The following is a 25,135-nucleotide window of genomic DNA, read 5'->3' as shown; positions in this document are numbered from 1 at the left end:
AAAGCGTTAAGCTCCCTAAACTCGACCCATCACACTAAATAGAATCTGCGGTGTTACGCTGTTGCCACAAACGGGATGAAGAATGGGGTAGCCATATTCCAAGGATCCCGTCAGGTTTCTGTAGTTGGCTCGCACACCTATACCTGCACCACGGCCTGTGGCTGAGAAAGTCTCAACTCCTAGGATAGGGCTGCGGTTCCAAATATTGATCTTCGACATGTATGTAAAGAATTGAATATCTTGTAACCCTAGTAGCGCTTCCAAGTGATAAATCAATTCGATTTTACCTTCAAATCCACTGTCTCCTGACATGGACGCTGCTGGGTACGCTCCGTCCATGGGGGGGCCATTGGAATAGAACCTATCAATGGCCAAAAGCTCTCTAGCTGCATATTGAGTGTCGGCCTGAAACTTCACAGAAAATGGCCCCATAAGCCTTTGAAGTCTTGTAAAGTTCACCTCAAAATAAAGGGGCACACCACTGCCAAAAGCCCGACTTTTGTGAGGGTCATTTTTTGATATGGGATTCAACACATTCAACCCAGATGTTCCCTTAAATTGAAAAGAGTTCTGCCCCGCCCACCCATCAGCCCAATCCACTAAAGCCAATACCTTCACCTGGCGAACTCGTTCTCTTATAAGTTGCGAAAAATCAGCCACAGTTTGTTTTTGGTTCGCATATCGTAGCTCTACCCCCCCATAAAGATTAAGCTCTTGTGAGCGTATCAATGGGTCTAAAAGAGTTCCTATTATGGTTGCCTGATGTTTATCGATTTTTAATGTTGTAGTAGGATGAGACGCCAAAACAATCCCCTGTAATGAGACTGTAATACCATCATTCCCAATGGGCGCTGTATAACCCGCCACAGCAGCTTTTAATTCCCTAGGCAAAAGAGACTGTTGGTAGGACAAATCTACTTTGTGTTCTTCTTGCCATTTAGGCGCCCAAGACATGCCAACGTTATAGGTGATGGGACCAACTGCATCAGTACCATAGTTATTAACGCCAGCTAAGCCCTGCAGTGCTTGTTTGGGTGGGATCACAAGCCTAACACGCGTGGCGCCCTCAGCGTTGACGGGGGACGGCTCAAAAAAAGCCTTGGCGTTGGGATACAAATCCCGAACCAAAAGAAGTCCCCGCTCAAAATTATCCATGCGCAAAGGAAGGCCCCTAAAATACTCTGAAAGAGCCCGTATGCGGGGCGAAATTTCCTTATGATCTTGTTTCTGAATTTCAATTTGATCAACGTATCCTTCAATCACTTTGAAAGTGACTTGCCCCACATTGGTGTCAATATCTTGGACGGGAATAACAGCATAGCTTAAAAAATACCCTTCCTTCCGATAAGCTTTAGTCATGCAATAGGCAATATCAGATAGCTCATTAAAGCCAATCTTTTGGCCTACGTAATGTGCCCAACAAGGCAACAGCTCTTTTGCTCGAATAGTTCTGTTTCCAATAATGGTAACCGTTTTTAGGGTAAACAGAGGAGTGTCCTCAGCTTTCTGAACTGGCTTTCGATAAGTGTCAGGAGAAACAAGGGGAGTCTTTTTTTCAGCGTCTAGCTTAGAAGCCAAAGCAGCAAGCCCCGTTTCATCAGGCAAAAGTTTTTCTGTAACAGCCGATGTTTGACCAGCCGTTGCCCTAGCCGCCCCAGCCGATGCCTGAGTATTTAGGCAAAACAAGGGCATAAGCAGAAAAAAGAAAAGAATTCCTTTAAGCATTATCATTATACGTTATGCATCCATGTTGACCTTATGTTTCATAGTATAAGGCTTTGGGAAACAATTCAAATTAATTTTTTGACATCCTTTATAAAAAATGCAAAGATAAAAAAAAGAAGGTAGAACAATGACAAAATTCAGACAAATATTTTTTATTTTGATAAGTGGAATTCTAGTGGACGCGCCCGTTGCGTTTGCAGCGCATAGGGATGATAACTCTCATCAGCCTTCTGTTCAAGAATTGGCTGAGCCTTTGTGTAAGGGCTTAAAAAAAGCCGAATGTCAAGATATCGTTGATTCCATTGATAGAATTTCTGCGCAGGATAGGGTAAGTGTTTGCGATTATGCTCGAAGACTCATCACCCCTGAAATGTCTGGAGATGGCCGTGGCCTTATAATAAAACATCTCGCCACTGTGCCTGCTTCTGAGAGGCATATGGTTGTTGCTAGCCACATGTTTTTCCCTAGTGCGGGGGGCCATTTAAGTGGTTGGATGAGACAAAGTCTCTCACTTGTGCCTGCTTCTGAGATGAATGACTTTATTAGAGATGTTCAAAGCGTTAGCATTTCGAAAAATCCTAGCAAACAATTAATACAGACTCTCGCACCTGTGCCTGCTTCTGAGAGGGGTGACCTTATTAGCGAGGCTCAAAGACTCTTTGAGATGGCAATACCGGATAATGAGAGGCGTACTGACATACTATACTTCCTCGCACGTATACCTGCTGTTCAGAGAAACACTCATGTCACGGAAGTTCTTCGTCTTTACAGAGAAGCTCAAGCGCGAGGAGAAACGCAAGGAGCAGAATCTTCCGTGATGGTAGACCTGATTAACGGCGTCTATCGACGACCTAATTCCCATCCCGCTATTGCCATCTCTGGACGGGCATTTGAAGTGCACAACTATGCGGACACTCAAGTAGCAGGGCCAGCCGATGGAGGGCCTTCTGACGGGGCGCGATGTGAGTCTCCTAAACGACTCAATGAGGCGGTTTTGGAGGCTATACAAGCAAGACTTGCACGCGGCAAAGTAAAAACTCTGGAATTTTCCAGATCTTTTGCAGCAGTGAACGCTTTAGCCGCAAAACTTTACACAGGTCAAGAACTCACAACCGCCAAGGCGGCTATAGCCAGAGGATTGGACAATGGGCCTGCTCAAAGGGAATTGTGTCAAGTCTATGCCTTTGTGCGGCATTTCCACCCGGCTCGACTACAGCTATGGGCCAAGCAGTTTATAGGGGAATCCATCACGGCTTATGGAGTCAACGCCGCAAGCTGCACCAAGGGCATCACAGAACGTATTGTAATCGGCCTGCGCGGAATTGACCCAGAGCTAGATAAACTTTTTGGTCAAGCTGAGGGCCCCGCCTCAATGACAATACTGTTGGCCCAATCTAATTTTCGAGAAAGCGCCAAGCATGCAACCTGGATGGCTAAAAAGTTAGTGGAATTAGGGGCAACCCCGCAAACAACCCCTGAAGAAATGGGGCAACTGTACAAGGCTTTCTTGGAAAAGACTTTAAAAGAATATGGATTGGAGCATAATAAAACTTTTGAAGGACAAGCTGATGCTTTTGCCGAACTAATCGAAGGAGACTTAGATGATGCAGACAGTCATTTGAAACCTGCACTGGCCGCCGAGTTTGCGAAGATGAAACCTCGTAAAAAAGCTCCTCCTGTTGCGCCAAGGCCTAAGAAGGTTTTCAAGGAAGAATAGTTGGATTTCTTCGTCAGGACTGTGTCCCTGCTCGCAAGGACGGTAAAATTAATCGTCTTCGCGAGCCCCGCAGGGGCGTGGCGATCCAGCTGCTTTAGGCTTCCGCCCTGCCATAAATAAGACGCAAACAAAATGAAGGTGCTGGTCCTGCTGACTAAGGAATGGGCCTTCGGGTCGAAGCCATCTAGTGTGCGAAGATTAAAGAAGATATAGAAACATCTTACCAAAATCAGCCGGATTCTCTCTAAAATCTTCAAAAAAGATGATTTTTTTGTTGACGACGGCCTCCAAGAGGCCTTATACAGGTATTAGATTTTTAATGAAAAGAGTTTATTATGAAACGTACGTATCAACCAAGTAAGTTAGTTCGTAAGCGCAGACACGGTTTCAGAAGCCGTATGCAAACCGTTGGCGGCCGCAAAGTTTTGAGCAACCGCCGTTCAAAGGGACGTCAGAAACTTTCAGCATAGCCATGGGCTTTCTGCACCTTAAAAAGCGTTTCCATTTCATGGAAGCTGCTTCAAGGGGGGTGCGTGTTCACACCCCTTTATTTACCCTCCTCCACTACAAAAATGATTCTCCGCCCCATTTTGGTCTTACGGTCACAAAAAAGATGGGGAATGCTGTGGTGCGCAATCGCATTAAAAGACGCTTACGGGGCGCTCTGGATGCTTTAGCTGATACAACAACCCCTTTCCAAGGCCACTACGTCATTATTGCAAAGCCTACTTTGATTACAGAACCCTTTCCCGCCATTACAGAAACCATTCTTTATTCCCTAAAAAAAGCTGAAACGCGCAACCAAAATGCCCAAAAAAAAGAATAGGATTGTCATTTTTATCCTGCAAAGCTTGATTCAGCTTTATCGCTATACCTTTTCCATTGTCTTATCAGATAAATGTCGGTATATTCCGACATGTTCTGTATATGGTTTGGAAGCGTTAAAAAAGCACGGCCCCTGGAAGGGAACGGCTTTAACCGTAAAACGAATTCTAAGATGCCATCCCTACAGTAAGCATTCTTGGCACGATCCAGTGCCCTAAGTAAAAAGGAAAGAAAAATGGATTCAGAAAAAAGAAATTTAATGTTAGCCGTTGCGGCCTCTATAGCCATTATGGTGGGCTTTCACTTTTTCTACGACAAACCTCGGCTAGAACAAGCTGTTCAAGAACAGCAGGGAAAAACTGCAACAGTTGTTGCCCCCGCCACAGAAATTCTACCAATGCCACAACCCGTAGTCGTTGAAGCTGAGAATACTAGTCAAGATGCCCGCATTTCTATTGAAACTCCAACTTTAAAGGGGTCTTTGAATCTGCGCGGCGGTCGCATCGATGATCTTATCCTGAAAAGCTATAAGGAAACAACGGATGCAACCAGCCCTGATGTGACCTTGCTCGCCCCCAAGGGAAATCAAAAGGCCTATTACTGTGACTTTGGCTGGGTATCTGCTCAAACCGGCTTGACACTGCCCTCTTCTCAAACCATGTGGAGCGCCCCTATTGATACAAAGTTAACCCCAGAAACCCCCTTAGTTTTGACCTGGACAAGCCCAGAAGGTGTTTTGTTTGAACGCCACATTAGTGTGGATGACAACTATATGTTCTACATTAAAGATCGGGTCAAAAACAAATCTGCTCAACCCCTTTCTTTGGCCTTTTATGCCCTGATCAGCCGATCAAGCCCAGATGTGGCCAGCACCAGCTATGCCCTGCACGAGGGAATGGTGGGGTATCTAGCCGGATCTCTTGAGGAAACAAAATTCAAAGATTTAGACGATTCTGCTAAAAAATCCTTCCAGAGCACTGGTGGATGGCTTGGCATAACAGAAAGTAAATATTGGCTTGCGGCCATCTTGCCCGATCAAAAAGAAAACATTGTGGCAAATTATAGATCTGTAGGAACCGAACAAGACCCTAAATTTCAAGCTGACTTTTTAGCGCCAGCGAAAATTCTTCAATCCGGTGCTGAAACAGAAGAAACTTTCCGCTTTTTTGCGGGACCCAAGTCTGTTGAAATTTTGGATACCTACGAAGTAAAAGAAGGCGTGCCCCACTTTGATTTGGCCGTTGATTTTGGCTGGTTCTATTTCATTACAAAACCCTTGTTCTTCGTTCTAAAATGGCTTTACAACTTGTGTGGAAACCTGGGTATTGCGATTATTCTGCTGACTCTTTTGATTCGTCTGCTCATGTTCCCCTTGGCCAACAAATCATTCAAATCTATGGCTAAGATGAAGTCTATTCAACCTGAACTGGCTCGCATTAAAGAAGAGTGTGGCGATGACAAGATGAAGTTTAACCAGGAAATGATGGCCTTTTATAAGCGCGAAAAAGTGAACCCCGTTTCAGGGTGCCTGCCCATGGTCTTGCAGATTCCAGTTTTCTTTGCCATCTACAAGGTTTTGCTGATCAGCATTGAAATGCGTCATGCTCCCTTCTTTGGCTGGATTCATGACCTATCCGCCCCAGACTATACGACCATTTTCAACTTGTTTGGCTTGATTCCTTGGGCGCCTCCAAGTTTCTTGATGATTGGTGCCCTACCCCTTTTGATGGGGCTCACCATGTTCTTGCAACAAAAAATGAATCCACAACCTGTTGATCCTATTCAGGCTAAGATGTTTCTGGTGATGCCAATTCTGTTTACCTATATGCTTGCCCAGTTCCCTGCTGGCTTGGTGTTGTACTGGACTTGCACCAACATCTTTTCTATGGCTCAACAATGGGTGATGACGGATTTTATCCCCTCTATGCGAAAAAAATAGGATGACGGCAAACAATCTTTTTCCCTCTCAACAAGAAGAATGGCTTCAAAAGGGGAAAAGCCTGTTTGCCCGCCCCTGTACTTTTTATTGGGCTGCTGTTCGTTTGGAAGAATTGCCTCCTCAAACCTTGCCTGAGGTTGCTTTCGCTGGGCGCTCAAATGTGGGGAAGTCGTCCCTGATCAACAAACTAACCAACCATTTAAAGCTCGCGCGCACCTCAAACACTCCAGGACGCACCCAAACCCTGAATTTTTTCAAGTTAGCGAATCAGGGGATATTAGTTGATCTTCCAGGATATGGCTATGCGTCAGCCTCAAAAGAAAAAATCCTAAACTGGAATAATTTGATTCAAAGCTATTTGAAGGGCAGATCTATTCTGCAGCGAGTTTTTGTGTTGATTGATTCGCGCCATGGCTTGAAAAAGCTGGATCTTGAGATTTTTGAAACCCTCGACAAAGCCGCAGTTAGCTATCAGGTCGTCTTAACAAAAACCGATAAAATCTCTGCTGCTGAGAAAGAAACCGTTTTAAAAAACACCCAGAAAACCTTAGAATCCTACATCGCAGGCCTTCCCCTGATCCTGATGACCTCCTCACGGGATGGAGACGGCATTCCTGAACTTCAAGCTGAAATTGCAGCCCTTTTCAAATATCAGCCATGAACATTTTAATCGAAGAAACAGAACATGGTTTAAGACTAGACAAGGCCTTGGCGCTGAAATGCCCAACAGTTTCCCGCAGCCGCCTAAAAGCCCTGATCATGGAAGGTAAAGTGTGGTTGCGCAAAACGCCCATAACTGACCCCAACCATACAGTCACCCTGGGGGACGTTTTTCAGTTGCCCGATACAGTGTTGCGGGACGACCCCCTGCCCCAAGGGGAAGATATTAGTCTGACGGTTGTGTATGAAGATGAATATTTGATTGTGATTGATAAGCCAGCGGGCTTGGTGGTACACCCTGCCCCCGGCAACTACACAGGAACCTTAGTGAACGCCCTGATTCATCATTATGGAACGGATTTATCCCAACCAGAAGGTATTCGCCCCGGTATCGTTCATCGGCTTGATAAGGAAACCAGCGGACTGATGGTGGTCGCCAAAACAGATGAAGCCCACCAGGGCCTAGCCGCCCAGTTTGCGGATCGTCTTTTAAGCCGCACTTATTGGGCATTTGTGTTGGGTGTTCCTTTGCCTCCCCTGGGAACCATTCATAAAAACATTGGCCGCAGCTTAAGAAATCGCGTCAAAATGTCGGTACAACAGGGCGGTCGCGAAGCCATTACCCACTACAAAACCCTGGAAAAATACGGAAAAAAATTGGCCTTAGCAGCCCTGTTAGAGTGTAATCTTGAAACGGGCCGCACCCATCAGATTCGGGTCCATCTCGCCTCAATCGGTCACCCTCTTATTGGCGATATTTTATACGGCAAAAGTCATGCCCATCACCCCATCATGGTACGTCTGTTGGCTGAAAAAAATTGGCCCAAGGACCGTCACGCCCTGCACGCCAAAAAATTGCGGTTCATTCACCCCATCACAGAGGAAGAAATGCATTTTGAAACGGATCTTCCTCCAGATTTGAAGGCACTTCAGGTTTTGTTGGAAGAATTTTGAAGCTGGGCAACGTCTCATTCGGCCTTGCCCTCTAGTCTATAAACGCTAAAAAATCCCTGAAAACCATTCGTTCCGATTATCCTGAACTTGTTTCAGAAGTTCGGGATAAGGAAAGCTTCAGAATTAAAAGCATCGTTGCCCTTGCAATATGCAAAACACATACCTATATTCTCCTGCAAAGGAGACCAAAAATGAAGATAAGTTTTATACCCCTACTCGCCCTTGTGGCCCTAAGCACATTGAACGCAAATGCCGTTTTTCGTAACAAAGATGGATATGAAGACGATCCAGATGATGGGGGTTTCACACAAGTACAAGAACCCCAAGAACAAGAGGGCGCTTCTAAGTCTAAAAAAGACCCAGCAGAACAAAAGACAACCTGGGGCAGTCACATCTCTGAAAAAGATACTAAAGAATTTTACATGAAGCCTGACGCACATAATACCTATTATGTTTCAGAAGGATTCTCTTACCTAAAGCCCGAGCCTCCTTTAGTACTCCCTACGACAGAAAGAAAATCTGCATCAGTAAAAAAACAGACGAAACAAGATATCTCTCCTTTTGACCTTGATGCGCTTTTTGAAAATCTAACCTTTGGAGAACAATCCGAAACTCCTCCAGTTTCTCATCACAAAGCATCATGCACGCCCGCCCCAACACAACCATGGAATTGGCCTGTACTTAACCAATCAAGCTCATTGTTCCAAGGAAAAACAACAGGGCTGGTAGAATTGCCAGTTTCAAGCTGTCCGCATATGGACTCTGTCACCCATGCTGAGCATGCGAAAGATCAGTGGAAATGGCGCACCCATAGAAACAAGCCCAAAAATTCCAAAGATCAAAATCCAGGCGCTAATAGTTCTGATTCTGAGTAAAGCGTCGGAAAACTCACCCAAAGAGTGCGGGCGAGGTTAACAGCCTTCCCGCGCCTTTTGCAGCTGCTCAAAGGCATCGCCTGCGTGATAGGAAGATCGGGTTAGGGGGGACGCGGAAACCATTAGAAACCCCTTCCCCCGTGCCATTTTTTCGTAATCTTGGAATTCATCTGGCGTCACGTAACGCACCACTTCGTGATGAGTGGGTGTAGGACGCAAATATTGACCGATGGTCAGAAAATCAACGTCTGCGGCCCGTAAGTCATCCATTACCTGATATATTTCAGATTTATCCTCTCCCAATCCCACCATCAAGCCTGATTTTGTGAAAATTTTGGGGTCCAGTTCTTTTACTTTCTTCAGCAAATGCAGAGAATGGAAATAGCGGGCCCCAGGACGCACGGAAGCATAAAGCCGCGGCACAGTTTCTAAATTATGGTTATACACATCAGGCCGCGCATAAACGACGGTTTCAATGGCCCCTGGTTTCCTCAAGAAATCTGGGGTTAAAATTTCGATGGTAGTAGAGGGAGACGACTGACGAATGGCCTGAATCGTTTCAGCAAAATGCTGAGCACCCCCGTCAGGCAGATCATCCCGATCAACAGAGGTAATCACCACATGCTTCAACCCCAAGTCTTTCAGGGCCCTAGCGACCCGCTCCGGTTCGTGGGGGTCCAGCAAGTCTGGACGCCCAGTTTTGATATTACAAAAAGCACAGGCTCGGGTACAGACACTCCCCAAAATCATGATGGTTGCGTGCTTCTTAGCCCAGCATTCCCCGATGTTGGGACAAGCAGCTTCTTCGCAAACCGTGTTGAGTTTGGCATCCCGTATCAAATCACGGGTTGACTCATAAACCTTAGAATTTGGGGCTTTTACGCGTATCCACGAGGGCTTTGGATCTATTTTTGTCATTAAAAATGAATGGCTTGTTTATAGGCATCCAAAACGGATTCATGCATCATTTCTGACAAGGTCGGATGGGGGAAAACCGTGTGCATCAACTCAGCTTCCGTTGTTTCCAAGGTTTTGGCGATCGTGAAACCTTGAACCAATTCAGTGACCTCAGCGCCAATCATATGAGCCCCCAACAATTCGCCAGTTTTTTCATGAAAAATGGTTTTTATCAGTCCTTCTGTTTCACCCAAGGCAATAGCCTTTCCGTTCGCCATATAAGGAAAATGCCCTACTTTTATGGGCAGCCCTTTTGCTTTAGCAGCTTCTTCTGTTAGGCCCACGCTGGCAATTTGGGGCATGGAATAGGTGCAGCCTGGGATAGAACTTTTGTCCAGGGGTTGCACATGAGGTAGCCCCTTAATTTTCTCAACACAGATACTGGCTTCATGGCTAGCCTTGTGAGCAAGCCAGGGCGCCCCCGCCACATCACCAATGGCGTAAAGGCCGGGTTCATCGGTCGCAGACCATTCGTTCGTTTGAATCTGGCTTTTTTCCGTGCGGCATTTTGTGTTTTCAAGTCCCAAATTCTCCACATTTCCCTGAATACCCGCCGCCACCAACACTCGATCAACGACCAGAGTCTTTTTCTGACCATCAGCCAACAATACAATTGTTACTTCCTTTGAACCCTTAGTCAGGGATTCGATTTTAGCAGACGTATATATTTTAAAACCTTGCTTTTCAAAGGATTTCCGCGCGAGAGCTGAAATTTCCGCATCCTCAACGGGCAAAATGCGGTCTTGTATTTCAACAACCGTAACTTCCCCGCCCATGGTGCGATAGAAGCTGGCAAACTCAATCCCAATGGCCCCAGACCCTACAACCAGTAGGCGTTTAGGGAAAATATCGGGGACCATGGCTTCTTTGGATGTCCAAATAAACTTATGATCTGGCTCAAACCCCTGCAGAATACGAGGGCGCGCACCCGTCGCCAAAATAATATGGGGTGCCGTTATAGTACCAACGCCGGAAACTTCTACTTTTTTCTGCCCCAACAACTTTGCCGTGCCCATCAGGACCGTCACCTTATTTTTTTTCATCAGATGTTCGATGCCAGAAGACAGTTTTTTAGAAACATCTCTAGAACGTTTTACGATCTTTTCTAGATCAAAGCCAATGCCTGTAGCTTTTAGACCGAATTCTTCCAATCGGTGGAGGGTGTGATAAACCTCAGCCGTTTTCAGCAATGCTTTTGTGGGAATACAGCCCCAATTCAAACAAACACCGCCCAAGGCTTCCTTTTCAACCATGGCAACTTTCATACCCAGTTGAGCCCCACGAATAGCAGCTACATAGCCCCCTGGGCCCGCCCCTATTACAATTAAATCAAAAGCTTGTGTCATAAAGTGGGCTCCTATATCAGCATAAGGGCTGGGTTTTCCAAATAGTTCTTGATGGCATTCAGGAAATCAGCCCCTGTTTTGCCATCAATGACGCGGTGATCAACGGAAAGCGTACAGGTCATGACGGTTGCCACAAAAATCTCACCATCTTCTACAACAGGACGTTGTTGCCCTGCCCCCACAGCCAAAATACCGGCCTGGGGTGGGTTAATGATGGCCCCGAATTGGGGAATATTGTACATACCCAGGTTGGAAATGCTGAAAGATCCCCCTTGGAATTCATCGGGTCTTAGCTTGTTTTCCTTGGCTTTCTTGGCCAGTTGCTTCATTTCGGATGAAATATCAAAGACAGATTTCACATGGGCTTGGCGCAAAATGGGCGTAATCAATCCATCCTCTAAAGCAACAGCCACAGCCACATCTGAATCACGGTAATAACGAATACTATCGCCCATCCAGGTAGCATTAGCCGCAGGCACATCTTGCAACGCCAGGGCCGACGCCTTGATGATAAAGTCGTTCACCGTTAGTTTGATGCCCTCAATGGATTCATTTAAAGACTTGCGAATGGCCATTAAGCTATCCAAATGGCAATCGGCTGTTAAATAGAAATGGGGAACGGTTTGCTTTGATTCCAGCAACCGCTTGGCTATCACTTTACGCATTGAGCTTAAGGCCACATCTCGAAACTCAGGACCAGTGGCTGCGGTTCTGGTTGAGCTGCCAAAGCTTCGTCCCCCTGCCCCCGAAAAACCCTCAACATCTTTCTTAACGATGCGCCCATGGGGACCGGACCCTTGGATACTATGCAAATCTAAGGATTTTTCCTGAGCCAATCTTTTGGCCAACGGAGATGCAAATACCCGTTCCTGAGAGGAAACAGGCGCATGAATTTCATGTGTTGCCACGGGCTCTGGCACATGCGGAGCGGCCTCTTGCGTTGGCGCTGGACCTACTGAAGCTACCTTAAAGGAATCTAAGTCAGCAGGTTTTTCGCCTTTTTCCAACAACACTGCAATGGGCGTATTTACTTTAACGCCTTCAGTCTTTTCTTCGACCAAAATTCTACCCAGAGTGCCTTCATCAACAGCTTCAACCTCCATGGTGGCTTTATCCGTCTCAATTTCTGCTAGCACCTCACCGGCTTTCACAGAGTCCCCTACCTTTTTATGCCACTTGAGCAGATTGCCCTCGGTCATTGTTGGCGATAAAGCAGGCATTAAAATGGCAATTGGCATGGGGTTCCCTCTTATTTATAAGTTACTTTTTTCACAGCGGCTACAATATCCTCTACCTGTGGCAGGGCAAGTTTTTCAAGGTTTGCTGCATAGGGTAGCGGCACATCTTTGGCCGTTACGCGCAACACAGGGGCATCTAAATAGTCAAAGGCGTGTTCCATCATCAGGGCTGCTATTTCTGATCCTATACCACTTGTGGGCCATCCCTCTTCCACAGAAACCAAGCGATTCGTTTTTTGAACAGAGTTCACAATAATATCTGTATCTAGAGGGCGCATGGTGCGCAGGTCAATAACCTCCGCATCAATACCCTCAGCCGCCAAAATTTCGGCAGCCTGCAAAGATTTTCCAACCATGATAGAAAAGGCAGTAATAGTCACGTCTGTCCCTTCTCGGGCGATTCTTCCTTTGCCGATGGGGGTTAGGTATTCACCCTCTGGCACCTCAAAAGACTGGCCATACAAAAGCTCATTTTCCAAGAAAACAACAGGGTTTGGGTCCCTAATGGCTGACTTTAACAACCCTTTCGCATCTGCTGCTGTGTATGGGGTTACAACTTTCAACCCTGGGCAATGGGAATACCAGCTGGCAAAGCATTGAGAATGCTGGGCCCCTACGCGAGAAGCCGCCCCGTTGGGCCCCCGAAACACCATAGGTGACCCCATTTGACCGCCAGACATATAAAGGGTTTTAGCCGCTGAGTTCACAATGTGATCAATAGCCTGCATGGAAAAGTTAAAGGTCATGAACTCAATGATGGGCTTTAGTCCCATAAAGGCCGCTCCAATCCCAACGCCAGCAAAACCATATTCTGTAATGGGGGTATCAATAACCCGCTGGGGGCCAAATTCTTGCAGCAACCCTTGAGTTACCTTATAGGCCCCTTGGTATTCTGCCACTTCTTCTCCCATAACAAAGACTTTTGGGTCTAAGCGCATTTCCTCAGCCATTGCATCACGCAAGGCTTCACGTACGGTCATCAGTGCCATTTACGCTCCCTCCACAAGTACATCCGTGTACAGTTCTGACGGTTCAGGTTCCGGGGAGGCTTGGGCAAATTCTGCCGCTTCCCTAACTACTTCTTTTACTTTGTCTTCAATGTGCTCAAAATCAGCTTCTTTGGCCATTTCTTCCTTAAGAATCATATTTTTCAAATTGGTTAAAGGATCATCCAATTTGTATTTTTCAACTTCGTCTTTTGTACGATATTTCGCAGGGTCAGACATGGAATGCCCTCGATACCTGTACGTTTCCATCTGCAGAATATAGGGCCCCTTACCAGAACGCACATAGTCTAAGGCCTTTTTAGCAGCCCTCTGCACAGCTAGAACATCCATTCCATCGACCAACTCACCCGGAATTTCATAGGGCGCCCCACGCTCGTATAAACGGGTATTAATGGCATGACGTTTTAATGCTGTTCCCATAGAGTATTGGTTATTCTCAATCACATAAAGAACGGGCAACTTCCACAAAGCAGCCATATTGTAGGATTCAGCAACTTGACCTTGGTTGGCAGCCCCATCTCCAATATAGGAAATAGCAACGCCTTCATCTTTGGTGTACTGATGGGCAAAGGCTAATCCTGTGCCAATTGACCCAGAGGCCCCCACAATACCATGCCCCCCAAAGAAATTCTTTTCCCGGCTGAACATGTGCATTGAGCCGCCCTTACCTTTGGAAAAACCATCAATACGGCCCGTCAATTCCGCCATGATCCCCTTGGGATCCATACCGCAAGCAATCATATGTCCGTGCTCTCGGTAAGCCGCCACAACGCTGTCTTGTTTTTGTTGAACAGAATTTAGCCCTACCACAACAGCTTCTTGCCCAATGTACAAATGGCAGAACCCCCCAATCAAACCCATCCCATACAATTGGCCCGCCTTTTCTTCAAAACGCCGAATCAAAAGCATATCATGGTACAATGCCAAAAGTTCTTTTTTGGATTGGTTGTTGAAAATATCTATTTTGTTTTTCATGTCGCCTAATCTAAAATCTGCGCCATTATTTCACAAGTTATTTTTTTATGCTAGAGGGAAAAAGAGCAAAAAAAAAGGGATGCCAATTTACTATAGGCATCCCTTTTTAAATTAATTACTTACTGCGTGAAGCAACTGGCGGGGCGCCTTGTACTCCTTTCAACACATCAAAACTAGAATGCTGTCTGTCGGGATGGCCTTTCACTGCTTTGATGAACTTAAGAGTACGCGCCTCTCTTAGATCAGGAGCCATATCTCTAAAAATTTCCACCAATGTCTCGCGTTCGGTCATCATAAGATCAGGTGCTGCTTTAGCGCATTCAGATGCAAAATGAACAACAGAAGCTCTATCTGCATCAGGAACAGTCAACAACTCCTTCAAAAGATATTGAGTTGCCTCTACGATAGTCTTTACATTATCTTTCGTGGCCTCAGGCCTTAAAGCTAAAACACCCTTAACTAAACTTTCTCTTCTTTCTTTCCTTTCTTTAGGATCCATGTCTTCTGGAAAATAGTCCTTGTTTGTAAGAATTTTTACGATCTCTCCACAATCAAACCCACTCATGTTACCCAAGTCTGAAACAGGTGCTCCTTGGTTATTCTTATAACAAAGAGGTCTAAACCCTTTAGCACCAAGAAAACTATCTTTTTCACCAGACTGTGAATCAAGTTGAGAAATTTTGGCCAATCTTTTAGCATATCTGTCTTGCTCTGAAGCATCTCCGCCCTTAATTTGTTCACCCCAAATTTCCTGTATTGAGGTTCCTTTTGACGCAGGTGCAGGCCCTGCCCCATACCCAGATAAGGGCAATAAAGCACACAAGGCAACTAAAAGAATGGGTGTTTTTTTATATATAGTCATTTCGCAAAGTCTCCATTTCATTATTATCTTCTTTAAAACTGAACCCTTCACCAAATATTTGTCAAGAATTATATTCTTCCCCCAAAATCATGATATACTAAGCCCATGCGGCTTAATTTTTTTAAAAAACATACCTGTTCCCATTGCTTTAAGGTTTTTCGCCTTTGGGAAGCGCCTTTGGTTTGCGGTTCGCCTGCTTTGGTGTGCACAAGCAAGACCCCTGCCCTTTTAAGTCCCCTTGCCTTTTCAAAAAGCCTTTTGAAAAATCATGTGGCAGCCAATTGCGCCCATTGTTGCTATGAGACTTCTCAACAAATATGCCCCCATTGTCATCAACCTTTGCTAAAGGATTATTTCAAAGCCCCTTCTCATTTGATCAGCCTGGTAGCGCCTTCAACAGAACAGGCCGAAAGCTATGTTCAAAAACTTACGAATTACATTAAAACATTTGGATTAGATTCCTGGACTTTGGTCCAAGAAGTCCCCGAACAACAGGCCTTTTTATTAGCCCAGGGAAAGAAGTGCCTTTGGATACGATTTTCTGTTCATACCTATGATGCACCCCATATAGACAAAATGTCTTATTCATCTAGTGTTTTTCTGATGCTGGAAGAAAACGAAAGTGCGGCCGCTTTTAATTTTTTGCAGGGCATGCCCAAGAAAATTTTGTCGAAGCCCACGGCCGTTCTGTGGCCCCACCTGGATAAAATGATGGCTTTTTTGCCCAAAACCAATGTGTTTTTTCAGAAAAGTCAGAATGATTCGCAAGAAATTCACCAGGAAACCAGTGGGATTATAGGATCATACCTGGGCGTAAATTTTTTACGATTTTTAAAAGAGAATTTAAGATCTGCCCAATTTTTTACAATCAGCCTTGGTGCAGACTCAGAAACCGGCTGGCGTCTTGAAGATCCTCTATTGTGGGCAATGACGAAAAACAGTGTTTTTCTAAATCTCCCCTCATTCTTGAAAAGACCGTAGGTCGGGAAATTAGCCCAAAATCTGGGTTTTTATCCTTTAAAGGCTTTTGAGACGACAACATCCGGCACTTCATCCACAGAAGAAAACTGCCAAGCAGGGTTAGAATCCCGGTCAATTAACGCAGCCCGAATTCCCTCATAAAAATCTGGTTTCATGGAAAAATACTGGGCCAACTTTAAATCTTGTTGGAAAATATCTTCAAAGCTTTTGCCATATGATTCTTTGATCATTTTAAAAGTAATTTTTAAGCTAAAAGGGCTGGCCTCAGCCAATTTTCGCCCTACATTCTTAAGCCAAGAATTTTTTGTCAGCATCATTTCTGTCAAAACATCATCTAAACCTTGACTAAAGACTTTTTCAATCAAATCACGATGTTGCGCTACCTCTGACAAAACTGGGGGCTCTCCTGTTGAAAACATTTCAATCACCTCGTAAACAACTTCCCTAAAGTCGTCCGACAGAGGCGCATTGACTAAAGTTTCTGCCAACAAGTCAAAATTTTCGCGGGGCACATAGTGGGTTGCAATACCTGCATACAAAGCATCTGCGCTATTCATGTAATAGCCCGTCAAGCTCAAGAACAATCCTAACGCTCCTGGACATTGGCAAAAGAAATGGGCCGCCGCCGCATCTGGGAACAGTCCAATATGAACCTCTGGCATGGCCAAGGTTGCCTTTTCTGAGACAATTCGAAAAGCCCCATGAATAGAAACCCCCATACCCCCACCCATATTAATACCATGGATTAAAGAAATATAAGGTTTAGGATAGTTAAAAATCAGCTTATTGAGTTCATATTCATCTTTGAAAAATTTTTCCAATTCCGTAATACGCTTCTGCTGATGCAAAGCATATAACTCTTTAAGATCTCCTCCCGCACAAAAGGCTCTGTCATCACTACTTTTCAGAATAATAAATTTTATTTTGGGATCTTCCCGCCATTTAAGGAGCTGATTGCGAATAGCCAAAATCATAGCATGGCTTAAAGAATTCAAAGCCTGAGGGCGGTTCAGAGTAATAATGCCCCCATGATTTTTTTGGTCAAATAGAACGTCTATCATTTGTCCTTGTCCTCCTCAGGGGCCGGCATTTCAATACCATGAATCCCCCAATTGCTTAGAATGCTTGTTTCTGCATCATTGGGCCGTTTACCTACTACGCACCCCCAGCTTGTCCATTTACAAGGGGGGCGCATGTTGCAGAATTGTTCACACTTAACACCATGGCAATCTGATTTAGATTCAGTCCCCGCAACGACTGTGATCAATATTAAAAAGAAAATTTTTATAGTCAAAATACCCCCTGTTTTTATGCTCCAAAAAGACTTCTGGCTTGCAAAGCTGCAGAAATAGTCCCTTCATCTAAATAATCCAATTCCCCCCCCACGGGCAGCCCATGGGCAAGGCGAGTAACCTTTACCCCATAGGGGCGCACCATATCAGCAAGATAATGAGCCGTCGTTTGCCCTTCTAAGGTGGCACTTAAGGCAATAATAATTTCGTCAATTTGCTCTTTTTTCAGGCGCTCGCATAACTCTTTCATACGCAGCTGGTCTGGCCCCATCCCATCGAGAGCTGATAAAACACCCCCCAACACATGGTAAAGGCCCTTATAGACCCCTGCTCGCTCAAGGGCCCACAAATCATCCACGCCGGCCAACACACACAGAGTTTTTTTGTCTCGATCATAAGACTTACAGATGGTACAAACTTCCTCTGTGTCCAAGTTCCCACATTCTTGACAAGATTTAACAGTTTCCATGACGTCTTTCAAAGAGACCATCAAAGGATCCAAAATCGTTCTCCTGTTTTGAATCAAGTGCAGGCTAAGGCGCCTCCCAGATCGAGGCCCTAAACCAGGGAGTTTAGAAAGAATTTGAATCAGTCTATGAATGGCTGGACTATGCAACGAATAAACCTAAAAAGGAAGTTTAAGTCCGCCGGGCAATCCCATGCCACCCGTCACTTTTCCCATCAGACTGCTAGATGTATCATCCACCTTTTTCTTAGCATCGTTAAAGGCTGCAATAATCAAATCTTCCAGCATTTCTGGATCATCGGGTGTAATCAAAGATGGGTCTATTTTAATGCCTTTTAGGGCCCCATGGCCATTCAGCATCACCTGAATTTTTCCACCACCTGACGCACCTTCAATTTCCAACACATCAAGTTGAGCTTGAGCATCCGCCATTTTGGCTTGCATTTGCTGTGCTTGTTTCAATAAGTTTCCAAAATTTTTCATAGTTTGCTCCTTTACTTTATCTGAACTTTTGCGCCAGGAAACATCTCTGTTACTGCTTGAATATCGGGATTTTCCATAACTTTTTCAAGTTCTTTCTGTCGTTTTTTTTGCTCTTGAGCCAAAAGGGGCTCTTGCCCGGCAACAGCACTTGTTTCGATAATCCAGGATGCCCCCGTAGTTTCCACCAAAAACTTCTTTAATTTCAGGGGAATATTAGTATCCGCTGCCTTTAACAAAGACAATTTCATAAAGCTGGGTTTAAATTCAATCAAACTAACATGTTCTTTTAAATAAGCAGCCATTAAGGGTTCTTTCTGTGCTTCGCACCAGGAAACAACCTCTTCAAAACTCTTCAGGTCCGTTTTTGTTTTTGGGGCAGCTGCACCCACCGTCGCAGCCTTTACAACAGGTTCAGACTTAATATTTTCAGCTTCAGCCACCATCTCTTGCACATAGGCCACCCGAATCAAAACAATATCCATCATTTCAAAAGGCAAAGAAGACAGCTTCATTTCCTCTAGCCCCCTCATCAAAATCTGCCAAGCCTGGCTAAGATCTGGAACGGAGGTCTTTTCAGACAACTCTTTTTTCTGGGGGTCTTTAACTGATTTTTGAGTTGTCTTTATAATCATCAGCTCATGAATCAGTCGCATCAGGTCTTGAACTAACGCTTCAGGCTCTCCCCCAGCGCTGCAAATTTCCCTAGACAAAGCTAAGGATTCCACAATCTGGCCTTTCATTAAGTGCCCAAACAAAGTTAGTAACTTGCTTTGATCAGCCAAGCCCAACATGTCTCGCACGGCTTTTTCCGTTAAATTTCCATTAGAAACTGTTATAGCTTGCTCTAACAAAGAAAGAGCATCCCGCATAGATCCTTCTGAGGACTTAGCAATGACCTCCAGGGCCTCAAGCTCAAACTTAATCTTCTCTTCCCTTAAAAGTTTGGAAAAATACTCTGTGATTTCATGTCCATCAAAGCGACGCAGGTCAAATCGTTGGCAGCGCGATAAAATAGTTACGGGAACTTTACCAATTTCTGTGGTGGCAAAAATAAATTTCACATGGGTTGGGGGTTCTTCCAATGTTTTAAGCAAAGCGTTAAAAGCATTCTTAGACAACATATGCACTTCGTCGATGATGTAAACCTTATAGCGGCCCATAACCGGCCTATAGGAAAGTCCTTCCATAAGTTCCCGCATATCATCCACGCCCGTACGGCTAGCCGCGTCAACCTCAATCACATCCATATGGCGGTCTTCGGAAATAGAAATGCACGATTCACACACACCACAGGGTTCCATCGTAATGCCCCCCTTACCATCTGGTCCGGTGCAATTTAAAGAGCGCGCAATCAGCCTGGCAGTGGTGGTTTTACCCACCCCTCGAATGCCTGTCAAAATAAAGGCATGGGGCAAGCGATCTTGCTCAAGACCATTCTTGATGGTTTGAACCAGAACCTCCTGTCCCAAAAGCTCAGAAAACTTCAGGGGGCGCTTAGTCCGCGCGAGTACTTTATAAGAAGATGCTTGTTGCGTCATTTCATCACGTATACTTGATTAACGAGTGAGGCTGGACGCATGACCCAAATTAAAACTGCTACGGCTGCTTTCTTCCGAATCTGACCGGCTTCACAACCAATTTGTCCATGGCCAACCCCATTTAGGTTTATAGCACTTTCCATAAAAACAACAAGAGGAAAAGGAAAAAGAGTACGGTATAATAATACCACATAAAAAACTGCTTGATTTTATGCGGAAAATCTTATAGAAACCTTTAGGAATTAAAAATATTGAGTGAAAGAAAATGAAAACATATTCGATGAAAGCCTCTGAAATCCAGAAGAACTGGCATATTATTGATGCTGAAGGTCTGGTTCTTGGGCGCATGTCAACAATCGTTGCGAATTATTTGCGCGGAAAACATAAACCAGAATTTACACCCCACATGGATTGTGGTGACTATATTATCATTATTAATGCTGAGAAAATTAAATTAACCGGGAATAAGTTGCAGGATAAGATTTTCTACTACCACACAGGTTATGTTGGCGGTATTAAAGAACGCAACATGAAGCAAATTCTATCAGGAAAAAGTCCTCAAAACGTTGTGATTAAAGCTATTCAACGTATGATTACACGGGGCCCCCTTGGACGCCAACAGATGAGCCACCTTTTCGTTTATGCGGGTCCAAATCACCCTCATGAAGCGCAACAACCTGCAGTTTTAGATATTGCATCTATGAACCCCAAAAATAAAAGGGACTAACAAATGACAAAATCAATCGAATTGACTGAATTAAAAGAGTCTATTAAAGACATTACCCCAAAGGCCCATAAAGCGGTTCAAGGGGAATCAAAGAAAACAATGGATAAACATGGTCGTGTTTATGCAACGGGAAAAAGAAAGAATTCTATTGCCCGGGTTTGGTTGAAGTCTGGCTCTGGAAAAATCATTGTTAATGATCGGGAATTCACCACTTATTTCGCCCGCCCTACCCTGCGGATGATCATCAACCAACCTTTCACTGCCGCTGGTCGGGAAGGAACCTTTGATATTCACTGCACTGTAACAGGTGGCGGACTATCTGGCCAAGCAGGCGCTTTGCGTCATGGCATCAGCCGGGCTATTACTTATTTCGACCCAGAGTTGCGCGCTGTTTTGAAAGCAGGCGGATTCCTGACCCGCGACAGCCGCGTTGTTGAACGTAAGAAATACGGTCGTGCGAAGGCTCGTCGTAGATTCCAGTTCTCAAAACGTTAATCTTAACTATCCCCTCCCTATTGATTCCCTCGGGCTTCGGCCCGAGGTGGTCCCACCCATGAAAAAGGGCAAAAATCTACCCCTTTTTTTCAGCGCCCCTTGGACCTTCTCTCACCATTGCTTTCCTCGGGCTTGACCCGAGGACCCACGCCTTACTTCTTGCAGCTTTCCTCACAATGACCGAAAAAACCTGGATTTTTGGACCCTATGTTTTAACTCTTACAATTTTCGTACCTGATTTAAATCCCGACAAAATCTCAACATCTCTTTTTTTGACGTTAAAATAATCTGCTAGAATTTTGATAACGGCTTCATTGGCCTTCCCGTCTTCAGGAGGCTGAGTTGTTTTTACCTTAAGCGTTCTTTCTTGAAATAAATCCAATTCATCTTCGACCACTGCATTCTCGTGAGACTTGGGCCTTACCTTCACAGTAATTGTTAGAAAATCAGCCATATGTATACTCTTATTTAAAACTTCGATTAATATTTTCCTTGCTATTCCATCAAAATTTAGGCCAAACTAAAGAAAAAGAGGTCAGTCATAAGCCAAAAATCCGACAACGCTATGATAGCAGAAAATAACAGGGCTTTAAAAAAGAAAGCCACCTGCGCGTCAGTTCTTGTAGCTACTCTTTTAATTCTTATCAAAGCCTTTGCCTGGACCCACACTCATTCTATCAGTATTTTATCAACGCTGACAGATTCTACCTTAGACTTAGCAGCGTCCCTGATAACCTTAGGCGCAGTATATCATGCGGGGCGCCCCCCTAGTGAAGAATTTAAATTTGGCCTTGGGAAGCTTGAATCCCTAGGGGCCATTGCCCAAGCATTTGTTATTGTTATTTCTGGGATTTTTATTCTGAAAGCATCCGTTGACCGCCTTTTTAACCCCGCCCCTATAGAAAATCCTAACCTTGGCATTGTAGTTCTGATCTTTTCCCTGGGCATCACCATCGTTCTGGTTTTATTTCAAAAGCAAGTCATTGAAAAGACAGGCTCCCTTTCTGTTATTGCAGATTCCGCCCACTACCAATCTGACATCTTTTTAAATGGTGGTGGCTTGATTGCCCTGGGCATGTATTCATGGCTTGGATGGGCTTTTTTAGATAGCTTGGTGGGTTGTTTGGTGGCTTTGTATATCTTTTGGGCAGCCTATTCAATTTCGCACAAATCTTTCCGTATTTTATTGGACGCAGAAATCCCTTCTGACGAACGAGAGGCCATCTATAAGATACTAGAGGATCATCCCCAGGTTGGTGAGGTGTTTTCTCTTAAAACCCGCACCTCTGGCGAACAACACTACATTTATGCAAGTATTGTGCTGCCCGCCAAAACCACCATAGAAGATTCCCACACCCTTTTAAAATCCCTTGAAAAAAAGATTGCAAACCTATACCCTGGGGCCGAGGTGGTATTGCACCCTAAACCTTCTAAGAAAAAGACATGAATGATTTGACAGCTACCACTCCACCCCGTTCTTTACTTTCCCGCGTGCAGCGATATTTCTTTTCTGGACTGTTATTACTAACTCCTCTAATTCTTACTCTCTATTTAGTCGTCTGGTTTATTGACATGACTGACAGCTTAGTGCGCCCCTTATTCCCCTCTGAATGGATAGTTTTTCATCAATACATTCCTGGTTATGGGCTTGTCATTTTGCTTATAGGCTCAACCCTAGTGGGCTTGTTAGCCAAAGGTTTTTTGGGTCGCTATATTATTCGTCACGGCGAACAATTGTTAGAGAAAATGCCCATTGTGCGCGGACTGTACAGCACCATTAAACAGCTATCTCAAGCGGTCCTTGATAAAGAGTCCTCCTCCTTTAAAGAGGTAGGCCTGATTGAATATCCTCGCAAAGATACCTGGTGTCTGTGCTTTATCACGGGCCAAACAGAGGGGGAAGTTAAAGGCTGTTTTAAAGAACCCATGGTCAACGTATTTATTCCCACCACGCCGAATCCAACCTCAGGTTTTTTGCTTTTTGTTCCCAAAAAAGATATTGAAATCCTGCAAATGTCTGTTGAAGAAGGTTTGAAAATGGTTATTTCTACGGGTGTTATTACTCCTAAAGAGAAGAAGTTAAAATAATATTTTTCTAGCTTGTTTTTTACAAAATTATCCCTTAGAATTTTTTCATACTAATAAAAAATCTTATACAACAGGAGAAAAAATACCATGAAATTATTCAATAGAACGTTAACTGCACTTTTACTAACAGCTGGCTTCATGGCTACTGCACAAGCAGCGGCAATTGATGAAACAGACCCAATCGCTGCCCCTTCAGTTCTAGCAGCAACACTGCCAACTGATTTAGATGCAAACGATATTATGAGCACAGCATCAGAAAAAGTTCATGTAGCTTGTGAAGCCCTTTTTCTAAATGCTGCAGGCCTATCTTTGCCAGACCAAATTGCTCTTCCTGTTTTTAATGGACTAAGCAATTATGTTGCCGCTAGCACAGCAGCTCTTCAAGATGTCGTTAGCTCTCTCACTGATTACACTACTCAATTGCAAGCAGAAGGTGTTAAATCTACATTTTTGCAAGGCCAAATCACAACAACAGATGCTGTTTTGTCTAGCATTTCAGCAGCTGTAACAGCTATTTTGCCCACACTTACACCTTCCTCTGTTTCAGCACCTGCAACCGGAAGCATTGTTCTTCCTGTAACTGATTTAGATCAAGATGATGCCGTTGGCGCTAAAGCACTTGCTGTTAACTCAAGCATAACAACTCTTTTAGGCACAGAACAATTAACTCTATCTGTTCCAGACTCTCTTGCTGAACCATTTTTGCAAGGACTTCTTACATTTGTAAGCGGACAAATGTCAGCTTTACAAAATTTCAACTCTGCAGTAACTGATTATCAAACTGCCCTAACTGCAGAACAAGCTAAAGCCGTACTTGTACAGGGTGAAGTCGCAACGATAAACACAGCGTTATCTAGTGTTTCATCAATCGTAGCAGCGGCCATAGCAGCTGCAACACCTGCACCTGCACCTGCACCTGTTCCAGCGCCAGATGCAACACCAGTGTCAACAGACGTTGTACCAGCAACTAACTAAAAAACTTTTCTTTGCCATATGTGTGGCATAAGAATCACTGAAACGGTTGAAAGTTGAAAGACTTTCAGCCGTTTTTTTTAGAAAGCACTCGTGATGAAAATTTTTAAGATTATTCTATTCATGTTGATAGTGTTTCTCTCGTGTCAAGGTGCAACCAAAGGTGAAGATGACACCTCTGAGGGCCCCCGACTTTCTAAGGAAATGGCCCTATTTTTACAGGAAAGGATACTCTCTCACTCAACCCTAGACTTTTTAAAAGGCCGCTATTCTATTGCTGCAAGAGAATTAGAGGTATGGAGACAAGTTGGATGCCCTACAGAGATCTTACAATGTCTTGAGGATCAAAAGAAATTCCTTCAAACGCAAATTGAACGATTTACCCCTAAACCCATATAATGCTATGATAGTGTCGTCAGGAGACATCTTATGAAAAAACACACAACAACACTTGCCGTTTTTCTTACCCTAGCAATCAGCGTCCCTTTGTCGTTCAGCGCATGGGGCCCTAACTTTTCTAAAGACTCAGGATCTCCTGAAAAATCCTCTAGCCCCGCCTTTTACTCGCCTGTAAATGAACGAGCTCTTTCTCCAACTTACGAACAATTAGAACCAGAACGTCACACACCGCCGCCCGAAACTGAAATGTTTGAAAGAGCGTTTGCTGAACTATTCAATTTGCCACCTAACCCATCTTATGATGACCTTTTACGGGCAGACGATTCATTGAACCAAGTGCTAGCTTCTTTTTTGGCAGCTGTAACAAAGACAAAAAAAGAACTCCACGAACAAATGGAAAAATTTCCCACTTTTGTCGGACAAAACTCGGTAGATGCCTCTAATGAAGCCACTCCAAACAGGCAACGCTCTGAAGACTTTGAAACGACCGTTTAATTCTTAACAAAGCTGTACAAAATTATTGCTAAATGTGGTAAATTTTCTTAAAAGCCACTAAGAAATTGGGAATAATTTGAGTTGTTTAAAAAATAGACCGTCTTTGTGCGGATGGGGTA

28 protein-coding genes, 1 other RNA gene and 1 pseudogene are annotated in these 25,135 nt (G+C 44.4%); 16 read left to right on the top strand and 14 right to left on the bottom strand.

Annotation, left to right across the window (positions count from 1 at the left end):
* Window positions 1–15: 15 nt before the first annotated feature.
* The gene (locus WCG05_00525; protein MEI8320485.1) at window positions 16–1,731 is read right to left on the bottom strand and encodes a POTRA domain-containing protein; all 1,716 of its coding nucleotides are present in this window, start codon (window positions 1,729–1,731) and stop codon (window positions 16–18) included.
* Between the two features lie 121 nt (window positions 1,732–1,852).
* On the opposite strand from WCG05_00525, the gene WCG05_00520 reads away from it, so the two are divergent.
* The 8 genes from WCG05_00520 (at window position 1,853) to WCG05_00485 (ending at window position 8,695) form a co-directional block, all read left to right on the top strand.
* A complete protein-coding gene (locus WCG05_00520) occupies window positions 1,853–3,442 on the top strand; it encodes a hypothetical protein (GenBank protein ID MEI8320484.1) in 1,590 nt (529 codons plus the stop codon).
* Between the two features lie 335 nt (window positions 3,443–3,777).
* Window positions 3,778–3,912, top strand: coding sequence for a 50S ribosomal protein L34 (gene rpmH / locus WCG05_00515; protein ID MEI8320483.1), 135 nt, complete (start codon window positions 3,778–3,780; stop codon window positions 3,910–3,912).
* Window positions 3,913–3,914: 2 nt separating this feature from the next.
* Complete coding sequence (gene rnpA / locus WCG05_00510) at window positions 3,915–4,268, top strand: ribonuclease P protein component (protein ID MEI8320482.1); 354 nt, start codon at window positions 3,915–3,917, stop codon at window positions 4,266–4,268.
* Window positions 4,249–4,485 (top strand): membrane protein insertion efficiency factor YidD, encoded by a 237-nt coding sequence (gene yidD / locus WCG05_00505; protein ID MEI8320481.1) that lies wholly within the window; start codon window positions 4,249–4,251, stop codon window positions 4,483–4,485. Before rnpA ends, yidD begins: the two co-directional genes overlap by 20 nt.
* A gap of 17 nt (window positions 4,486–4,502) precedes the next feature.
* Window positions 4,503–6,206 carry a membrane protein insertase YidC gene (yidC, locus tag WCG05_00500; GenBank protein ID MEI8320480.1) on the top strand — a complete coding sequence of 568 codons (1,704 nt, stop codon included), beginning with the start codon at window positions 4,503–4,505 and terminating at the stop codon, window positions 6,204–6,206.
* A 1-nt stretch (window position 6,207) separates the two neighbouring features.
* Window positions 6,208–6,867 carry a ribosome biogenesis GTP-binding protein YihA/YsxC gene (yihA, locus tag WCG05_00495; protein MEI8320479.1) on the top strand — a complete coding sequence of 220 codons (660 nt, stop codon included), beginning with the start codon at window positions 6,208–6,210 and terminating at the stop codon, window positions 6,865–6,867.
* Entirely contained in the window at window positions 6,864–7,820 is a 957-nt protein-coding gene (locus WCG05_00490; GenBank protein MEI8320478.1) for an RluA family pseudouridine synthase, read from the top strand. Before yihA ends, WCG05_00490 begins: the two co-directional genes overlap by 4 nt.
* A gap of 191 nt (window positions 7,821–8,011) precedes the next feature.
* The gene (locus WCG05_00485; GenBank protein ID MEI8320477.1) at window positions 8,012–8,695 is read left to right on the top strand and encodes a hypothetical protein; all 684 of its coding nucleotides are present in this window, start codon (window positions 8,012–8,014) and stop codon (window positions 8,693–8,695) included.
* A 36-nt stretch (window positions 8,696–8,731) separates the two neighbouring features.
* On the opposite strand, the gene lipA is transcribed toward WCG05_00485, so the two are convergent.
* From lipA to WCG05_00455, 6 genes and pseudogenes are all read right to left on the bottom strand, one after another.
* The gene (gene lipA / locus WCG05_00480) at window positions 8,732–9,613 is read right to left on the bottom strand and encodes a lipoyl synthase (protein ID MEI8320476.1); all 882 of its coding nucleotides are present in this window, start codon (window positions 9,611–9,613) and stop codon (window positions 8,732–8,734) included.
* Entirely contained in the window at window positions 9,613–10,998 is a 1,386-nt protein-coding gene (gene lpdA, locus WCG05_00475) for a dihydrolipoyl dehydrogenase (protein MEI8320475.1), read from the bottom strand. Before lpdA ends, lipA begins: the two co-directional genes overlap by 1 nt.
* A gap of 11 nt (window positions 10,999–11,009) precedes the next feature.
* On the bottom strand, window positions 11,010–12,236 hold the full coding sequence (locus WCG05_00470) for a pyruvate dehydrogenase complex dihydrolipoamide acetyltransferase (GenBank protein ID MEI8320474.1): 1,227 nt from the start codon (window positions 12,234–12,236) through the stop codon (window positions 11,010–11,012).
* An 11-nt stretch (window positions 12,237–12,247) separates the two neighbouring features.
* Window positions 12,248–13,213: pseudogene (locus WCG05_00465) on the bottom strand (pyruvate dehydrogenase complex E1 component subunit beta).
* 12 nt (window positions 13,214–13,225) lie between these two features.
* Complete coding sequence (gene pdhA, locus WCG05_00460; GenBank protein MEI8320473.1) at window positions 13,226–14,218, bottom strand: pyruvate dehydrogenase (acetyl-transferring) E1 component subunit alpha; 993 nt, start codon at window positions 14,216–14,218, stop codon at window positions 13,226–13,228.
* Window positions 14,219–14,333: 115 nt separating this feature from the next.
* Window positions 14,334–15,080 (bottom strand): hypothetical protein, encoded by a 747-nt coding sequence (locus WCG05_00455; protein ID MEI8320472.1) that lies wholly within the window; start codon window positions 15,078–15,080, stop codon window positions 14,334–14,336.
* Between the two features lie 105 nt (window positions 15,081–15,185).
* On the opposite strand from WCG05_00455, the gene WCG05_00450 reads away from it, so the two are divergent.
* Window positions 15,186–16,061 carry a hypothetical protein gene (locus tag WCG05_00450; protein MEI8320471.1) on the top strand — a complete coding sequence of 292 codons (876 nt, stop codon included), beginning with the start codon at window positions 15,186–15,188 and terminating at the stop codon, window positions 16,059–16,061.
* A gap of 29 nt (window positions 16,062–16,090) precedes the next feature.
* Here the strand turns inward: WCG05_00450 and WCG05_00445 are convergent, their stop codons facing one another.
* The 6 genes from WCG05_00445 to ffs all read right to left on the bottom strand — a co-directional run bounded on the left by WCG05_00445 (window position 16,091) and on the right by ffs (window position 19,960).
* Entirely contained in the window at window positions 16,091–17,122 is a 1,032-nt protein-coding gene (locus WCG05_00445; protein MEI8320470.1) for an enoyl-CoA hydratase/isomerase family protein, read from the bottom strand.
* Complete coding sequence (locus WCG05_00440) at window positions 17,119–17,355, bottom strand: hypothetical protein (protein MEI8320469.1); 237 nt, start codon at window positions 17,353–17,355, stop codon at window positions 17,119–17,121. Before WCG05_00440 ends, WCG05_00445 begins: the two co-directional genes overlap by 4 nt.
* A gap of 14 nt (window positions 17,356–17,369) precedes the next feature.
* Entirely contained in the window at window positions 17,370–17,969 is a 600-nt protein-coding gene (gene recR / locus WCG05_00435) for a recombination mediator RecR (protein ID MEI8320468.1), read from the bottom strand.
* A 9-nt stretch (window positions 17,970–17,978) separates the two neighbouring features.
* Window positions 17,979–18,302, bottom strand: a complete 324-nt coding sequence (locus tag WCG05_00430; GenBank protein MEI8320467.1) for a YbaB/EbfC family nucleoid-associated protein — start codon at window positions 18,300–18,302, stop codon at window positions 17,979–17,981.
* Window positions 18,303–18,313: 11 nt separating this feature from the next.
* Complete coding sequence (gene dnaX, locus WCG05_00425; GenBank protein MEI8320466.1) at window positions 18,314–19,840, bottom strand: DNA polymerase III subunit gamma/tau; 1,527 nt, start codon at window positions 19,838–19,840, stop codon at window positions 18,314–18,316.
* Window positions 19,841–19,863: 23 nt separating this feature from the next.
* Window positions 19,864–19,960, bottom strand: an RNA gene (ffs, locus tag WCG05_00420) — signal recognition particle sRNA small type.
* 145 nt (window positions 19,961–20,105) lie between these two features.
* Between ffs and rplM the strand changes: the two genes are divergently transcribed.
* Both rplM and rpsI read left to right on the top strand, forming a co-directional pair.
* A complete protein-coding gene (gene rplM, locus WCG05_00415) occupies window positions 20,106–20,567 on the top strand; it encodes a 50S ribosomal protein L13 (GenBank protein MEI8320465.1) in 462 nt (153 codons plus the stop codon).
* Window positions 20,568–20,570: 3 nt separating this feature from the next.
* The gene (gene rpsI, locus WCG05_00410; protein ID MEI8320464.1) at window positions 20,571–21,062 is read left to right on the top strand and encodes a 30S ribosomal protein S9; all 492 of its coding nucleotides are present in this window, start codon (window positions 20,571–20,573) and stop codon (window positions 21,060–21,062) included.
* Window positions 21,063–21,267: 205 nt separating this feature from the next.
* Here rpsI and WCG05_00405 read toward each other — a convergent pair whose 3' ends face one another.
* Complete coding sequence (locus tag WCG05_00405; protein ID MEI8320463.1) at window positions 21,268–21,516, bottom strand: DUF167 domain-containing protein; 249 nt, start codon at window positions 21,514–21,516, stop codon at window positions 21,268–21,270.
* Between the two features lie 111 nt (window positions 21,517–21,627).
* Between WCG05_00405 and WCG05_00400 the strand changes: the two genes are divergently transcribed.
* The 5 genes from WCG05_00400 to WCG05_00380 all read left to right on the top strand — a co-directional run bounded on the left by WCG05_00400 (window position 21,628) and on the right by WCG05_00380 (window position 25,016).
* The gene (locus WCG05_00400) at window positions 21,628–22,509 is read left to right on the top strand and encodes a cation diffusion facilitator family transporter (protein ID MEI8320462.1); all 882 of its coding nucleotides are present in this window, start codon (window positions 21,628–21,630) and stop codon (window positions 22,507–22,509) included.
* Window positions 22,506–23,150, top strand: a complete 645-nt coding sequence (locus WCG05_00395; protein ID MEI8320461.1) for a DUF502 domain-containing protein — start codon at window positions 22,506–22,508, stop codon at window positions 23,148–23,150. Before WCG05_00400 ends, WCG05_00395 begins: the two co-directional genes overlap by 4 nt.
* Before the next feature lie 87 nt (window positions 23,151–23,237).
* A complete protein-coding gene (locus tag WCG05_00390; protein MEI8320460.1) occupies window positions 23,238–24,125 on the top strand; it encodes a hypothetical protein in 888 nt (295 codons plus the stop codon).
* 90 nt (window positions 24,126–24,215) lie between these two features.
* A complete protein-coding gene (locus WCG05_00385) occupies window positions 24,216–24,521 on the top strand; it encodes a hypothetical protein (GenBank protein ID MEI8320459.1) in 306 nt (101 codons plus the stop codon).
* 30 nt (window positions 24,522–24,551) lie between these two features.
* The gene (locus tag WCG05_00380) at window positions 24,552–25,016 is read left to right on the top strand and encodes a hypothetical protein (protein MEI8320458.1); all 465 of its coding nucleotides are present in this window, start codon (window positions 24,552–24,554) and stop codon (window positions 25,014–25,016) included.
* The last annotated feature ends 119 nt before the right edge of the window (window positions 25,017–25,135 follow it).

The organism is Alphaproteobacteria bacterium, from assembly GCA_037146715.1.
Lineage (GTDB): Bacteria > Pseudomonadota > Alphaproteobacteria > UBA7879 > UBA5542 > JBAWWO01.
This window is presented reverse-complemented; position numbering and strand designations above follow the sequence as displayed.